This window comes from Corallincola spongiicola, assembly GCF_004284785.1.
In the GTDB taxonomy this organism is placed as follows: Bacteria; Pseudomonadota; Gammaproteobacteria; order Enterobacterales; family Neiellaceae; genus Corallincola; species Corallincola holothuriorum.
This window is the reverse complement of the sequence record NZ_SHLY01000003.1, coordinates 194,948-210,254: the sequence shown is the minus strand read 5'-3', so window position 1 is coordinate 210,254 and position 15,307 is coordinate 194,948. Positions and strand designations below refer to the sequence as shown.

12 protein-coding genes are annotated in these 15,307 nt (G+C 51.6%); 6 read left to right on the top strand and 6 right to left on the bottom strand.

What is annotated here, in order from left to right; translation table 11 throughout:
* The first annotated feature begins 2 nt into the window (after nucleotides 1–2).
* Nucleotides 3–1,010 (top strand): NAD(P)H-dependent glycerol-3-phosphate dehydrogenase, encoded by a 1,008-nt coding sequence (gene gpsA, locus EXY25_RS11215; protein WP_114337557.1) that lies wholly within the window; start codon nucleotides 3–5, stop codon nucleotides 1,008–1,010.
* On the opposite strand, the gene EXY25_RS11210 is transcribed toward gpsA, so the two are convergent.
* The 4 genes from EXY25_RS11210 to EXY25_RS11195 form a co-directional block, all read right to left on the bottom strand.
* Nucleotides 995–4,198, bottom strand: a complete 3,204-nt coding sequence (locus EXY25_RS11210) for a diguanylate cyclase (protein WP_130566849.1) — start codon at nucleotides 4,196–4,198, stop codon at nucleotides 995–997. The two genes, gpsA and EXY25_RS11210, sit on opposite strands and share 16 nt — an antisense overlap.
* A gap of 100 nt (nucleotides 4,199–4,298) precedes the next feature.
* Entirely contained in the window at nucleotides 4,299–4,763 is a 465-nt protein-coding gene (trmL, locus tag EXY25_RS11205; RefSeq protein WP_130566848.1) for a tRNA (uridine(34)/cytosine(34)/5-carboxymethylaminomethyluridine(34)-2'-O)-methyltransferase TrmL, read from the bottom strand.
* Nucleotides 4,764–4,840: 77 nt separating this feature from the next.
* Nucleotides 4,841–6,178, bottom strand: coding sequence for an ATP-binding protein (locus EXY25_RS11200; RefSeq protein WP_130566847.1), 1,338 nt, complete (start codon nucleotides 6,176–6,178; stop codon nucleotides 4,841–4,843).
* Nucleotides 6,175–6,864 carry a response regulator gene (locus EXY25_RS11195; protein ID WP_246019545.1) on the bottom strand — a complete coding sequence of 230 codons (690 nt, stop codon included), beginning with the start codon at nucleotides 6,862–6,864 and terminating at the stop codon, nucleotides 6,175–6,177. The genes EXY25_RS11200 and EXY25_RS11195 overlap by 4 nt, the downstream gene beginning before the upstream one ends.
* A gap of 201 nt (nucleotides 6,865–7,065) precedes the next feature.
* On the opposite strand from EXY25_RS11195, the gene EXY25_RS11190 reads away from it, so the two are divergent.
* The 5 genes from EXY25_RS11190 to EXY25_RS11170 all read left to right on the top strand — a co-directional run bounded on the left by EXY25_RS11190 (nucleotide 7,066) and on the right by EXY25_RS11170 (nucleotide 10,920).
* Nucleotides 7,066–7,512 carry a Spy/CpxP family protein refolding chaperone gene (locus EXY25_RS11190; RefSeq protein WP_130566846.1) on the top strand — a complete coding sequence of 149 codons (447 nt, stop codon included), beginning with the start codon at nucleotides 7,066–7,068 and terminating at the stop codon, nucleotides 7,510–7,512.
* A 51-nt stretch (nucleotides 7,513–7,563) separates the two neighbouring features.
* The gene (locus tag EXY25_RS11185; RefSeq protein ID WP_130566845.1) at nucleotides 7,564–8,466 is read left to right on the top strand and encodes a cation diffusion facilitator family transporter; all 903 of its coding nucleotides are present in this window, start codon (nucleotides 7,564–7,566) and stop codon (nucleotides 8,464–8,466) included.
* A gap of 91 nt (nucleotides 8,467–8,557) precedes the next feature.
* Entirely contained in the window at nucleotides 8,558–9,067 is a 510-nt protein-coding gene (gene luxS / locus EXY25_RS11180) for an S-ribosylhomocysteine lyase (RefSeq protein ID WP_130566844.1), read from the top strand.
* Between the two features lie 106 nt (nucleotides 9,068–9,173).
* Nucleotides 9,174–10,421, top strand: a complete 1,248-nt coding sequence (locus EXY25_RS11175) for a sensor histidine kinase (RefSeq protein WP_130566843.1) — start codon at nucleotides 9,174–9,176, stop codon at nucleotides 10,419–10,421.
* Nucleotides 10,399–10,920: a response regulator transcription factor gene (locus tag EXY25_RS11170; RefSeq protein WP_130566842.1), complete on the top strand. Its 522-nt coding sequence runs from the start codon at nucleotides 10,399–10,401 to the stop codon at nucleotides 10,918–10,920. The genes EXY25_RS11175 and EXY25_RS11170 overlap by 23 nt, the downstream gene beginning before the upstream one ends.
* 73 nt (nucleotides 10,921–10,993) lie before the next feature.
* Here the strand turns inward: EXY25_RS11170 and EXY25_RS11165 are convergent, their stop codons facing one another.
* Nucleotides 10,994–13,084 carry a TonB-dependent receptor gene (locus EXY25_RS11165; protein ID WP_130566841.1) on the bottom strand — a complete coding sequence of 697 codons (2,091 nt, stop codon included), beginning with the start codon at nucleotides 13,082–13,084 and terminating at the stop codon, nucleotides 10,994–10,996.
* 178 nt (nucleotides 13,085–13,262) lie between these two features.
* Complete coding sequence (locus EXY25_RS11160) at nucleotides 13,263–15,239, bottom strand: sensor domain-containing diguanylate cyclase (RefSeq protein WP_130566840.1); 1,977 nt, start codon at nucleotides 15,237–15,239, stop codon at nucleotides 13,263–13,265.
* Nucleotides 15,240–15,307: the final 68 nt, after the last annotated feature.

Here is a 15,307-nt window from a genome sequence, read left to right as displayed (position 1 = left end):
TGATGAACGCTAACGCGTATGATATTACTGTGCTGGGGGCGGGGTCTTATGGCTCCGCCCTTGCTATTTCTATTGCCCGTAATGGCAATAAGACGCTGCTATGGGGTCATGAAGCTGATCATGTCGAGCAGCTGATTAAAGAGCGCAGTAACGAAGCATTCCTTCCCGGCATTCCATTTCCTGACACGCTGGCGCTGGAAGCTGACTTAGCAACTGCCGTTGGCGCATCGAAAAATATCTTGGTCGTTGTACCCAGTTTCGCTTTCGGTGATGTCCTTCAGCGCATGAAACCCCATTTGCAAAAAGGGGCGCGCGTAGCTTGGGCAACGAAAGGTCTAGAAGCTGACACCGGCCGGTTGCTACAGGATGTCGCCAAAGAGATCCTGGGTGACAGCTGTTCACTGGCAGTGATCTCCGGCCCCACTTTCGCGATGGAAGTCGCCAAAGGCCTACCCACAGCCATCGCGGTAGCTTCAACCGATGATGATTTTGCTACCAAGTTGACCGAACTGATGCATAACGATTCCCATTTTCGGGTCTACCGCAATCAGGACTTTATCGGTCTGCAACTTGGCGGCGCTGTGAAAAATGTGATTGCGATTGGTGCTGGCTTAGCCGATGGCTTAGGCTTTGGTGCCAATGCCCGAACCGCTCTGATCACCCGCGGCTTGGCCGAGATGATCCGCTTAGGTGAAGCGCTTGGCGCACAGCCTAGCTCATTCAACGGCATGGGCGGCCTAGGAGATCTGGTGCTGACCTGCACCGACAATCAGTCGCGCAACCGTCGCTTTGGTTTGGCCCTCGGCGCTGGGCAATCGCTGCAAGAAGCTGAACAAGGTATTGGTCAGGTAGTTGAAGGTTATCGCAATACCAAAGAGGTGTACCTGCTCGCCAAACGCCTGGAAGTAGAAATGCCTATCACTGAGCAGTTGTATCAAGTGCTTTATCAGGGCAAGCCGCCAAAACAAGCGGCCGCCGCGTTGCTAAGCCGCGATCAAACGTTCGAATAGCTAAGTGCCGGGGGGGCAATGACACGAACCCGGCCTTTTCCTTCATCTTTGGCTCGATAGAGCGCTTTATCTGCTTGCTGTAGTAACCAATCCTCATCCACACCGCGAAGATCTGTAGCGTGACATTCGGCGATACCGATCGAACAGTTCAACGCAATCTCACTGGGCAGTTCGGTAATATTGGCCCATTGCAGAAGTTCCGGCATGAAATAGTGCCGCTGTGCCAATTTATGTAGTAACCGTTCAGCCACCACCTGCGCCTGAGTAGAGTCAGTGTGAGGGAACAATACAACAAACTCATCTCCGCCCCAGCGGGCAGCGACATCTTCATGGCGTAAACAGTTCTCTAGCAAACGAGCAAACTCTTTGAGCACTTCATCACCGACCCCATGACCTAAGGTGTCGTTTATCACCTTAAAATTATCCAGATCGAGATAAGCCAGCGAGCAGATTTTTGCCCCACACTGTTGCCGGATCGCCGTTAATTCCTGTTCCAGTCTGGCTTGCAGTGCTTGCCGGTTGAATAGTCCGGTCAATACATCGGTCATCGACATTTTCAATAACCGTTCGCTATGTTCCAACTGCTGTAATTGGCCGCCTAACTGACGGCTCAACAACTGCAATGTGTCCTGGTCTTGGCGGTCAAAGTAGCGGTTACAATCAAATGCACAAAGGGTCAAAATAGCAGTCAGTTCGCCACTGCTAAATAGAGGTAGGCTGACTACTGAATCATAAGTTGCTCGCTGACCACCCTCCCCTTGAAAATGGAGTCGATTGTCGACCATGATCCGTTGACTCGCTTGCACCTGCATCAAATAGGAGCTGACCTGAATATCTTCAGTCAACTCGCCTACTTGCGTCCAAAGCTGCCAATGCTCGCCCTGCCGACGATGGATCAACCCAGCCTGTAGAGTAAAATTACCGCACACCATTTTCAGGGTTTCAAAAGCTAATTGCTGAGGGCACGGGTAGCGCTCCGGCAAGGATTGCAGACGACTGATCAGCTGGATCTCACGTAACCGCTGATTCGCCTGACTCAATTTTGTGTCCTGCTGGGTCATGATCACCAGTTCATCGAGCTGTAATGACACTGGCGTTAATGCCTGATTGGGCAAGGTGCTGGTATCCACGGGCAGATTAATCTCAATATCTGACAGCATCGCCATAAACAAACGGCGAAACTTGGGCAGGGCCAAGCTATCACACATCTCAAGACTGGTAGTGAGGAGCGCATTACATGCCTGCCAGTCACCTTGACGACTGTAGACACTCACGAGCTCCATATAGCATTGCGGCAGCAGGCGTGAATCCATGTCCACCACTTGCCCTAACAAGGCAGGAGCGTCTTCGAAACGCTCCCTTGCGCCAGCGAGATCACCGGTGGCCGAACAGATAGCCCCTTGCAGTAGCGAGCGTAAAAACAGTCCTGTGCTAGATGGTCGAAAAGCCAGTCCACGCATCCGATCTAAGGATTGTTGCGCGCGCGCTAACTCACCCAGTTTAGCGTGACAAAACCCTTTGAGGCTGAACACATCATAGAGGTTACGAAATGGAAAATGGGTCAGCTGCCGAATACGACAAATTTTTACCAGACGATCTAACACATGGAGCGCATCACGATAGTTACGCGTACAAAAATAGAGCCAAGCAAAATTATATAAAGTGACAACTAACTCACTGTAATCACCGAATCGACGTGCTGTCGCATAAGCCGCCAAATACTCTTTTTGCGCCTGTGGGTACTGCTCCAATAAGGTATTAAAATAGCCAATACCATTGTGCATTCGCACGATTTCCAGTGCTTCACCCAACTCTTCGCGGATCCGCGAACTGACGCCGAAGCAGCGGAATGTTTGATGGTATTGAGAGTTGTATGAGTAAATAATGCCCTTGCTGTGATAGCCAGCGGCGATGCCCTGGCGGTGCCCCATCGCTTTTGCCAAACTAATCGCTTGGTCAGTCACAACAAGGGCTGCGCTGGCTTTTAGCTGCTCATAGAACCGTAAATAATTGTAGTAATTACGCAAACAGTAGAGGCGCGAACAATCCATCTGATAGCTTTGTAACAGTTGATTGAGCCGTTCAAACTCCTCAATATCTACTGGCGTGGTCGATTTATCGTGGGCATAGAAGTTGATAAACAGTGACTGAGCCCGAAACTTGTCATTGTCAGCGGCTTCCGCCACCTGCCGTGCCATCTGGGCATTTTGCAATGCATACTCGAAGCTCTGCCGCCGCACTTGTGTCAGCGATATCAAACACAGCAATCGCACATGGCTTTCGGGGCAGCTCAGTAACGCTTCTGCTTCCTGCAGCTGTTCCATCTCATTCAGCGCATCATCTAGCTCGCCTAAATAAAGCAGTGCTTCGGCAAGCCGCAACTGAATGCGCATCCGTGCGGTGTCAGAATTCAGTTCGCCGGCTAACAGATAGCGCGCAACCTTAACCGCCTCAGGCCAAGCCATCAGCTCCATGTTCTGCGACATCAATGCATAGCTTGGCTTATGTTGCACATGAGATTGCTTCGTCAGCTCAACCTGAGAGAAGCAAGCTGGAATGCTGTTAAGCAGATAGTGATCGTCCAACCAATCTAGAAACCCCTCCCAGCATTCATCGTCCTGCCGATGTGCCAAAGCGTATTGGGTATCCAAACAGACCATCACCATCACTGGGGCCGCTAAGCCTGCACTGACAAAAGCCTTTAACATCTCAATGGCGGATGCCGAGGCGTAATGCCAACCGGTCACCACAATCACGGTGGGCTCAGCAAGCAGCACCTCAACCAGCTTAATCATCGCCAAACGCAACCGATCTTGTTCAAAATAGAGATCATCAAGCACTGGCAGTTCAGTTCGCTCTGCACTGTTGCCGCCCAGCCAACCGGTTAATACCTGCTGTAACGGCTTATAATCGGTGGCGAACATCGCCATTTCATCAGCATCGAGATGGGACTCCAACATCCGCGTACGAAACAGGTCAAATAGGCTGTTATAAGGTGAGAACTCTGCGGATTTATAGTGTGGTAAATGCTTTACCGCCACGCCCTGCTGATTGGCAAAAGCCGTAGTAAAACTCAGGAAGCGCTCAGGCTCCTGGCTTTGATAAAAGCTAAAGGTAGCCTGCTCTTCATTGGCTCGCTGCCAATTAAGTTGCAACGCATCTGAAAATACCGACTGCTTAACGGACATTCCTTGACCTGATACCTTGGGCGATATAAATAGGAAAAAAAATATACAGTATCAGGATTTTTTACACTGTTGCTTAGCTCACACTTCAACCGCAATGAGCTTATGTGAGTGAAGGGTAATTGAGCTGGCGCAAACCTTCGTAGGCAATAATGGCGACCGCATTCGACAGGTTCAATGAGCGGCTATCTTGGCGCATCGGGATCCGTATACGGCTGTCACTTTCTATTGTATTAAGCACATCATCTGGCAGACCCCGCGTTTCCGGACCAAACAGCAGAATATCACCCGCCTGATAATTCGCCTGATGAAACGGCTGACTACCTTTTGTGGTGCATGCAAACACACGGGATTCAGGTAATGCCGCACGCAAAGCGGCTAGGTTTTTATGCCGTTTTACTGCCGCAAATTCATGGTAATCCAGCCCGGCGCGACGTAACCGTTTGTCATCCCAATCAAACCCCAGAGGTTCGATCAGGTGCAGATGGCAACCCGTATTGGCACACAGGCGAATAATATTGCCGGTATTCGGGGGTATTTCCGGCTCAAAAAGTGCGATGTTTAGCATGGGAGTCCGTCGTCGTGAAACCGCTGGCCACTCTACCAGATCCTAACGCCGAGCTCACCCATGACAAGCGATGCCCCCTAGTATCCATTCGGCAGAGGGAGCCTTATCGTGACACATAACCCACCGAGCTCACTGCGCTGCGCCACCACTTCGCCAGCATGCGCTTCCACAGCAGCAGCCACAATCGCCATGCCGAGGCCAATGCCCCCATTTAACTCTGGCGTTCTGGCATCATCCAAGCGATAGAATGGCCGAAAGATCTGTTGTAGCTGGTTATCTGGCACTCCGGGGCCATCATCTTCCACCCGTATCTCGCAATATTCAGCGGTCAGGCGTAGTGATGTCTCGATGCGCTGAGTGGCGTAGCGAATGGCGTTGCGCAGCAGATTGTCGATCGCCCGCGTCAAAAGTAACGGCTCAGCCCGATAGTGCACCTGGGGCTCCCCATGCAGCGTCAACGTCAGATGACGGTGATTGGCTTCAATCGTGGCATCATCCACCACCGACGATAACAGGGCAAACAGATCCACCGGTTCCAAGCTGGCGCTACGGCGCTGCATTCTCGCCAACTGTAACAGCTCGGCGATCATCTCCTCCAGTTTCAGTGATTCGCTCTCGATGCGTGACAACAGGGAAGACTCCCCTTCACTGCGTCGCATCAAACCGATCGCCAACTGCAAACGCGTTAAAGGGGAGCGTAATTCATGACTGACATCCCGCAGTAACTGGTGCTGCGCTTCAATCTCTGTACTCACCGCATCAGCCATGTCACTCAGTTGCCGACTCAGCTGCCCCACTTCATCCCCACGCCGTAACAAGTCCTGCTCTGGTCTCGCCTCCAGATCACCGCTGGCTAGCCGCTGAGATACTCTGCGTAATTGGTGCAGCGGCCTTCCCAGCCGCCAAGCAAGCATGCCACACAGCAATCCGCTCAAGACCAGAACACTACCAAACAGTGACCAGGGATGCGCCAAAATAGTGGGAAGAAACGGCAATGGCGTGTCTTTCATTGGTCGCCGCGTTACTACCTGCCACGCTTTGCCACGAATCTCAGCCGTCCACGGGCCAGCATAAAACCAGTCACCGTCTATCACACCGCGAGGCCGACCATCTGCAGCACTGGTCATCAGTAAAGAGATCACCACATCCGGCAGTGGCCGGCTTGGCATCTCTCCCTCAGGGTCGATAAGAAACCAGTGCTTTCCCTCCCCCGGAGGCAGACGCTCGTGGCGTCGTGCTTTGCGCTCTATCTGTTCAACAAACCGATGCATATGCTCAGCCTTTCCTTGCGGAAGCAGAAAGAAAGGTTCATAGAGAAAGCGCGGCAACAGCAGCACAATCAACAACATGCTGATCAGCGTCAGCCAAAACCAGAGAAACAGCTTTAGGTAGAGATTGGCTTTAAAACGTATCAATACTGTTCCATCCACAGATAGCCTTTACCCCTGACAGTACGGATCCAGTCACTTTCATCCGACCGTTGTGGCAACTTCTTGCGCAGGTTACTGACATGCACATCCAAGCTACGATCAAACGGATGCAAAGCACGCCCTAACACCGCTTGGTTGAGATAGTCCTTCGACAAAATCTCGCCCTTTGCTTTGACCAATTGCAGCAACAGGGCAAATTCGGTTGATGTCAGGTCCAGTCGCTCATCCTGCCATTTTGCTTCTTGCCGACCGGGATAGAGGCTTAACTCACCGACACTCAGTCGATCGCTTGTCGGTTCATCGCTTTTGGATACATTGGTACGTCGCAATATGGCGCGCATCCGAGCCAACAGTTCACGATCACTGAACGGCTTTGGCAGATAATCATCAGCACCAAACTCCAACCCCAATACACGGTCGGTTTCTTCACCACGTGCCGTTAACATCAACACCGGCGTATCTTGATGCTGACGCAGCTCCTTCAGCACCGCCATACCATTGAGTCCAGGTAACATGACATCCAGCAAAATCAGATCAAACTGCGTCGTTCTGGCCTTAGCCAAGCCCAGTTTACCATCATGAACCATGGCTAACTCATAGCCATCCAATGCCAACAACTCCGCTAACAGTTCGCAAAGTGCGCGGTCATCATCGATGATCAATATCTTCAAACTTACCTCCACTTTTCAGCAAACTAAGCAGGCGTGACACAACTACTAAGCTAGCAGCAAACTGCAAAATACCTAACGACATGATACGAAAGATACACAACAACGGCAGAGGCCTTTGCAAATCTTTACTTAACCAAACCCCAGTTTGCATTCCAGTTCATACACTATGCCGTAGTTAAGCAACGCTCAAAGGAGCCTCCCATGTTAAAACGCAATCTACTTGTACTTTCGCTAGCAACCGCCTTAGTCGCCCCCATTGCCATGGCAAAGCCTGGCCCAGGTGCCGGTAAGAACGGGATGCGAGAAGTGATCTCCCAACTCGACCTGAGCAGTGAACAACAAACCCAGATCAAAGCGCTATTCCAGGCACAAAAAGAGCAGCGTAAAGGCCAAAAGTCAGGTCAGCGCCAGCAGATGAAAGCCGACATGGAAGCCTTGATCACTGCCGATAGTTTTGATGAAAGCAAAGCACGTTCGCTGATCGAACAACATAGCCAGCGGATGGAAGATCGCATGGTGCAACGCCTCCAGATGCAACATCAGATCTATCAATTGCTGACACCAGAACAGCAGGCTCAATTCCTGCAACTGATTGAACAGCAAAGAGATGAAAAGCGAGCTGAAAAACGTGGCAAGGGCAAATCGTAAATTTGTTTACGGTTAAAGTATCTGTCACAGAGATAACGATATACTAGGGTCATGCAAAATGATCCTGAACACTATGCGCGACTCGTACGTCGCGCAGCACTCGCTGCCACACTAACCGCCACCCTATTGATCGTAGGCAAGCTGATCGCTTGGCTCGGTTCTGGCTCAGCCAGCTTATTGGCCAGTTTGACCGACTCACTGATGGATGTCGCGGCTTCTCTGCTCAATCTAATGGCGTTGCGCTATGCCACTCAGCCTGCGGATGACCAGCATCGCTTTGGTCACGGTAAGATGGAAAGCCTTGCTGCCGTGGCACAAGCCATGTTTATCGCTGGCTCTTCCCTGCTATTGATCCTGCACGGTATCGATCGGCTGGCCCACCCTTCACCGATTAACCAGGTCGGCATGGCAGTATTCGTCATGGTGCTGTCAACCATCGCCACTGCGGCGCTACTGCTGTATCAGCGCTACGTCATCAGCAAGACCGGCAGTTTAGCGATTAAGGCTGACTCCCTGCACTACCGTAGTGATCTGTTAATGAATCTGGCGGTATTACTCGCCCTCGGCTTATCGGCCTGGGGGCTAGGCATGGCAGATGCTGTGTTGGCGATAGCCATTGGTCTGTATATGGCGTGGAGCGCGAAAGGGATCGCCGAAGATGCTATCCAACACCTCTTAGACCGAGAGTTACCGGAACAGGAAAAGCAGCAGATCCAAAGTGTGGCTGAAGCCCACCCTGGCGTCCACGGCATCCATGACCTACGTACCCGCCAAGCGGGTGGCACCCGTTTTGTGCAGATGCATGTGGAATTAGCCGATGAGCTGCCCCTGGTAGATGCCCATCAGATCGCCGACGATATAGAAGCCAAACTGAAAAAAGCCCTCGGCAACTGTGATGTGATTATCCACCAAGATCCAATCTCTGTGGTCACAGCCAGTCGCGCAAAAGAATGACGATACTCGTCAAACTGCTATGATGTCGGCCTGACACAAAAATTGTTCCACTTAAGTGCTAGTACACTTAGGTTTTATGGGAGAGATGGCCATGCCATTACTAGACAGTTTCACCGTAGATCACACAAAAATGCACGCACCCGCGGTTCGTATTGCCAAGAAAATGAGCACGCCGCATAAAGACCCTATCACCGTTTTTGATCTGCGCTTCTGCATCCCCAATGAAGAGCTACTCAGTGAGCGCGGCATTCATACTCTGGAACACCTATTTGCCGGCTTTATGCGCGATCACCTGAACTCCGCCGACGTCGAAATTATCGATATCAGCCCGATGGGTTGCCGTACTGGCTTTTACATGAGCCTAATTGGCGTGCCAAGCGAACAGCAAGTAGCTGATGCCTGGCTAGCGGCGATGCAAGATGTCATCGCCGTGGCATCACAAAACGACATTCCGGAGCTCAATGAGTACCAGTGCGGCACCTATTCTATGCACTCCTTGGATGAAGCCAAGCAGATCGCGAGTGACATCATTACCCGTGGTATCAAGGTCAACCTAAATGACGAGTTAGCCTTGCCGGAAGCTATTTTAAAAACGCTTTAGGCCACTGCCGACAGCTCGTTTTTATCGCCTAACTGAGGGGCTAGCAACCCTACCCCTCAGTTAAAGAGACACCTTTCTAACACTCGGCTTTGATGGAACTGCTGTGATGAAGAGCCAGTTCAGATACCTGCTGCTACTGCGTGCCAGTTTACTCATTCTTCTCAGCCTGTTGATGCTGCTGCCTGCAGAATGGCTCGGTTCAGGTAGTCAACAACCCATCGCCACCCTATTGATCGCCTCAGGCACTTTAGGATTAATCTTCAGTGCGTGGGCGGTGCGTCATGGCCATGGATTAAATACCCTCCACCTGTTTATTCAACTGCTATTGGACACCGCCTTGCTAACTTGTTGGCTTTGGTTCAGTGGCGGAGCCAGCAACGCCTTTGTTTCACTGTTGCTACTGCCCGTTGCACTCGCCGCAATCTGCCTACCCCGCTGGCTTCTGGCCTGGCTAACCATCGCCGCTTTGGGCGCTTACACCCTCTTGCTCTGGCAGCTCCCCGCGAGTCATCACGGCCACCAGCAGATGCAAAGCCACTTCATTGGCATGTGGGTCACCTTCCTCGCCTCAGTACTGATGATCACGCTGTTGGTGGCCGGACTGGCAAAACGCCTACAGCACAAAGAAAAAACCATCGCCCTATTACGGGAAGAACAGCTGCGTCACGAACAACTACTGACGCTGGGGATCGCTTCAACTCAGGTAGTTCATCAATTTGCCACCCCACTCAATACCATGCAGTTAGTCGCTGAATCGCTACAAGAACGCTATCCAGACGAGGAGTTAGTTGCTGACTTGCAGCGCCCACTCTCGCAATGCAGTCAACAGTTATCGCAGTTCCGCAAAACGGCACAACAGAGCCAGTTCCAGCAGCAGCAACCCTGTTCGCTGATACAACTGATGAATCAGCTAAAAGAGCAAACCCTGTTGTCGCTGCCCGCCGCGCAGTTAACTTTGCCCACCCAGGTTCCGGCGCTAACTGTCATCGATGATCCCGCGCTGGTTCCCGCACTAATGAACCTTATCGCCAATGCGTTTCAGGCCAATCAGTACCACTGCGAAACAACCGCCGAAGTGATCATTAATTTTCAACGCGAAGCACAAGGCGTACGGATAGAGATCCGCGACTTCGGTCCCGGCATAGAGAACTCACAACTCACTCAATTGGGATTGGAACCGGTGCCAAGCAAGCAGGGCTTAGGGGTCTCTCTGCTGCTCAGTCATGCCACATTTGAACGTCTCGGTGGACATTTGACGATGGCGAACCACCCGCAGTGCGGTGCCATCGCCACTGTTTACCTGCCGATGGCAGAAGATCAGGAGGTAGAGAGTGACACGCCTGCTGATCATTGATGATGATCTCGATTTCAGCCGCATCGTTGCCAACAGGCTAAGTAGCCAAGGGTTCGATTGTGCCGCCACACACCATACCAGTGATGCGCTACTTGCCGCTCGGGAGCATCAGCCAGAATGCATTCTGTTAGATATGAAGCTAGCAGATGACAGCGGGCTGAACCTTATCGCACCACTCAGGCAGCTGTTACCTGACAGTCGCATCGTATTGCTTACCGGATACGCCAGTATTGCGACTGCCGTTGCAGCGATGAAAGCAGGTGCCGATGACTATCTGACCAAGCCCGCCGACACGGCCACTATGACAGCGGCCTTAACTGGCTGCAGACCCGCCCCCACCATGAGTGAGGCACCGATGTCACCGGAACGGCTTGAATGGGAACATATACAGCAGGTGTTAAAAGCCAACCTCGGCAACGTGTCTCATACCGCCAAGCAGCTCAATATGCATCGCAGAACGCTGCAGCGGAAACTAAAAAAACGCCCCGCATCAGAATAACGGGGCGGCCTAAAGGCTTAACTATCAAGCAACCGAATAGCTAAGCGTGAGAGTGGCAAAAGTTGCCGCAGAGCTAAAACAGGTAGTGTCCCTGAAGCCAAACGGTGCGACCCGTACCGGGTAATCGTTCTGCCAACGCCAGTTCGCTGCCGTTGACCCGGTTGTATCCCGCCAGATGATCCTGATAGGCGTGATCCAATAGATTTTCTACCCCGGCACTCACTTCAACTCCGCTCTGCCAGTGGTAATTCAGCTCAAAGCCGACAATGGCGTAACCGGCGGTGGTTTTTTCATTATTGGTAGCAGAGACATCATCCTGCGCAGCATAGCCATGCCAATGCAGCGCCATCTGCCACTGCGAGATCTCATATTGCAGGTAAACGCCCATATTCGGCGGCGCTATGCGGTATAGGTTGTCATCGATATCCCGACGCTTGCCGCGGATATAGGTAGCTTGGCCGCCTATTGTCCAGGCGGTACTCAACTGCCCATACCAACTGAGATCAGCGCCATAAAGCTCGGCATCCAAGTTACTAAACTGCAGCGGCTCCTCGCCACCCATCATGGCAGCCACATTGAGAACCGCATCATCGGTCACCGGTGTTCCCTGAATGTAATCATCAATACGCTGGTAGAAAACGCGTGGTGAGATAAACCAATCGTCAGACAAGTAATCAAGCCCCAGATCGATCTGCCAGGCGGTTTCGGGGTCAAGATTAATATCACCGACATAGGTTTTTCCATCGGCCAAGCCCCCAGTGGACTGCATCGGTAACCACAAATAGCGCTCTTGATAAGCGGCGGCACGCTGCTTGATCCCCAGCCCGACCACCCCACGCCAGCGCGGAGCCAGTTGGTAACCAGTAACAAAAGCGATATCGGCCAACGTATCGTCAACGCTTTTATCCGCCTGATTAAAATCCTGCATCAAGCCGGCAATATTGGGGTTCATCATCGCCGCTGAATGGTAGATATCTCCGGCATCGGCTTCGACATATTTAACCCGCGCCCCCCCAAGCCAATCCCACCCTTGGCGACTGCCTTGCCACTCAACGAAAGCACCAAACCGGCGATCTTCCACATCATTAAAATTTTCCACCAAGAACATGGCATTATTAGGGTTGGTGATCGTGGCATCATGATTGGAGATCACGCCATCCAATCCGAAAAGCAGTGTTTGCGTCTGCTTCGTTTCGGTGTTTAATTCGTGCGCTAACGTTAATCGCCAATCAACACTGTCACTGGTCGCTTTGGTCTTACGGTATCTTTGTGGTGAGCTGTTTTGTCGCAAGCGATAGTTATCCATCACATGATCCGCATCGGTATAACCCACCAGTGCCGTTACCTCGCCGAGCACAGTTTGATAGCCACCTTTCAACGCCATACGGTGGGTGCGAATGTAATCAATATCCATCGGTAAGGCGGGTGTACCAGCGTCCTTGGTGTCTAGATATTGATATTCCCCACCCATGTAGCCAGCAGCGAGGCGATAGCGATAATCGACGCCGCCAGAGCGCTTGTGGTATTCAGTGGGTTGGATATCACGGCCATCACCATCCTCTTGGTCATCTCGGCCATACAGATCTTCAACGAACAACACCGCCCCATGATCTTGCGAACTCAGATGCAAACGCCCAGCCAGATCAGAGGCTCGGGCATTGTCTTGATAGCCAGCGCGGGTTTCACCATTAATCGCCAGATCTTGACCCATGGTAAAATCTGCTTGATACGCTTGCGAGCTAACCGCGCCCCCCAAAGTGTCAATACCAGCACTGACCGGCGCAACACCGCGGAACACCTGCAACTGCTCAGTATTAATGGCGGGCGCATAGCTTAATGGCGCATCCATCGCATTAGGGCCTGCTCCCACCACCGGACGCCCCGCGACAGAGACGCTGACACGATCACCATACAGCCCGCGATATTGAGCGATCCCCGACACCGGACCATTCTTATTGACGTCAGCGCCAGGCATCGCTTTTAGCCAGTCCGCGACATCCGGGGTTGGGGTTGGCGCTTGTATTTCGCCCATCCACTGACCGACATGCCGCTGGCCGTGCACTTCAATATGTTCAATTTCGTCGGTTTCCCCGTAGGAGGGCGGAGACAAAAGGCACAGGCCAGTCGCAAGCAGGGGTGGCAACAACACGGCTTTGTTCATCATTGTTATTATGAAGTTTTTGAAATGTAAGGGAGTTGTAGCTATTTTCGATGCAGGTAATAGCGGCGGGCAATCAACAATCGACGAACTGCGACAAGTTGTCGCAGTTCATTTTTCGATGCTAACAGTGTAAATAGCTTACGCCGTAAAAGCCGGAAGAAGCAGACACATCAGACAATACTCACTGTGCCTTTTTCGGCACCCCTGCCTCTGGTTGAAGTAGCTCAGCACTAACATGCACTTCAGCCGTGTGATTGATCTTGGCAAAGAAGCTGCGGTTGCGCCCTGCGGCTTTGGCTTCATAGAGTGCTTGATCCGCTCGTTTTAGCAGATCACCCATATCATCGGTAGGCAACGCCACAGTTAGTCCAAAACTAACCGTAAAGCGCGGTTCATCCAGTAACGCTGCCAACTTAAGACGAATACGCTCAATCAGTATCTCTGCGCCATCACGCTGAGTCATTGGCAACACAATCACAAACTCCTCACCACCCACGCGCGACAGGCTGTCGCTTCTGCGCAGCTGGCGTCGCACCTGGTCACAGCAGCGCACCAATACCTGGTCACCGACATCATGGCCGAAATTGTCATTAATCGATTTAAATTTGTCGATATCAAACGTGGCCACCGCAAGAGGATGGCCATAACGACGTTGACGTGCCAGCTCACTTTTCAGCAGCTCGGTGAGGTAGCGTCGATTCCAACAATGAGTCAGCGGATCTCGCAACGATTTCTCTCGTAATTCCACTTCTAAAAGCTTTTGCTCACTGAGGTCCAAGCAAGATCCGACATAATTAGTCACCCGACCACGCTTATCTTTTATCGCATGGATCTCCACCAACATAGGGTGGCTGCGCGCATCCGCTAACTGGCACCATACTTCTCCACGCCAAAAGCCCTCTTTCAATAAACGCTTTACCATCAACGCATAAAAAGTGGGTTTATGCTCAGCGGACTTCAGCATATCTGGCAGCTGACCAATAATATCTGTTTCTTTATGGCCGGTAATTCGTTCAAAACTGGGATTTACATCCTGCACGTGTCCTTTCTCATCGGTCACGATCACCGCAGACATCGATTCCACCATCGCTTTAGACAAACGCCGCTGATGCTGAGCTTTAGCCCGGCCGCCACCAATACCGCCAACGATAATAGCGAGCAAAAAGACCAGACCAGCGCTTATTGATAAGGTCACCAACATACTTTTGATTGGTTCCATGGCGGCCAACTGGACGGCATTATCAGAAATGCGGAGCACCAAATAAAAAGGCTTTCTAAATTTTCGATCCGGATCGACACGGTTGTACACAAAAGTCGCATGGTCACCGGTAAAGACGCCGCTATGGGATCCTCCGCCTTGAGATTTCACCGTTGCCCAGGCTTCCGGGTAATCATTTTGAAACTTGTGGTGACTGCGTGATGGATAGCGGTTGCCATAAATTTTTGTCAAATCGTGGTGGAAGGTGTAGTACCCGTCCTCACTCACCATCATGGGCTCACCCACCACCATCCGCGGCAACGATCTTAGGCGAGCAACGAGGCGGTCGGCCTTCAACGTCAGCATTAAGTAACCGGCTTTTTTGCTAGCAAACTCTATCGGTGTAAACACCCGAATGGTCGCGTCTAATGGCACGACTGGTATGTTTCGCTCATCTTCACGGAACTCAGGCGGGGGGTAGTATTTCTCATCAGAGCCTAGCTGTTGCATATAAGAAAACTCTAAAGAGTTAGCCCAATTAAATTTTTCCTCACTAGGTAAGCGTGTAATAGAGCCATCTTCGAGCCGATAACTGCCGACCAACTCCTGGCCTGTCAAATCGATTAGAGCGAGTTTTTGATAAGCGAGTCCCGCTTCTAATATGGCAATCCAATGCGCTTCGACAGCATGTCGGCGCCCGGCAGTATCACGGATCAAATAATCCCTGACCAAACTGTGATGCGACAACAGCTCCAAGGTTTCGTTGATCAACTCAATTTTATTGTTGAGGACCAACTCCGCCACCGCCAATTTGTTCGCCGCGTTCCCAATCAAGGTATCCGTTTTCAGCGCTATCACTTTGTTGTAGCTTTGAAGACCGACAGCCACCACGAGCGCTTCAAGAACAATGAACGTCGCAAAAAAATAGCCGAAAAATGCGCCCCAAGAACGTCGCCTCATAAACCAACCACTCACTACCTATCGATTGCTAACCTACTGAATCAATAGTAGTAGAGAATGGCCGGCTA

Bases quoted from the DNA above. Each gene is read 5' to 3' on its own strand.
- EXY25_RS11185 (WP_130566845.1), top strand. From the start codon at position 7,564: ATGCAAAATGATCCTGAACACTATGCGCGACTCGTACGTCGCGCAGCA.
- EXY25_RS11160 (WP_130566840.1), bottom strand. From the start codon at position 15,239: ATGAGGCGACGTTCTTGGGGCGCATTTTTCGGCTATTTTTTTGCGACG.
- EXY25_RS11190 (WP_130566846.1), top strand. From the start codon at position 7,066: ATGTTAAAACGCAATCTACTTGTACTTTCGCTAGCAACCGCCTTAGTC.
- EXY25_RS11175 (WP_130566843.1), top strand. From the start codon at position 9,174: ATGAAGAGCCAGTTCAGATACCTGCTGCTACTGCGTGCCAGTTTACTC.
- trmL (WP_130566848.1), bottom strand. From the start codon at position 4,763: ATGCTAAACATCGCACTTTTTGAGCCGGAAATACCCCCGAATACCGGC.
- EXY25_RS11165 (WP_130566841.1), bottom strand. From the start codon at position 13,084: ATGATGAACAAAGCCGTGTTGTTGCCACCCCTGCTTGCGACTGGCCTG.
- EXY25_RS11210 (WP_130566849.1), bottom strand. From the start codon at position 4,198: ATGTCCGTTAAGCAGTCGGTATTTTCAGATGCGTTGCAACTTAATTGG.
- luxS (WP_130566844.1), top strand. From the start codon at position 8,558: ATGCCATTACTAGACAGTTTCACCGTAGATCACACAAAAATGCACGCA.
- gpsA (WP_114337557.1), top strand. From the start codon at position 3: ATGAACGCTAACGCGTATGATATTACTGTGCTGGGGGCGGGGTCTTAT.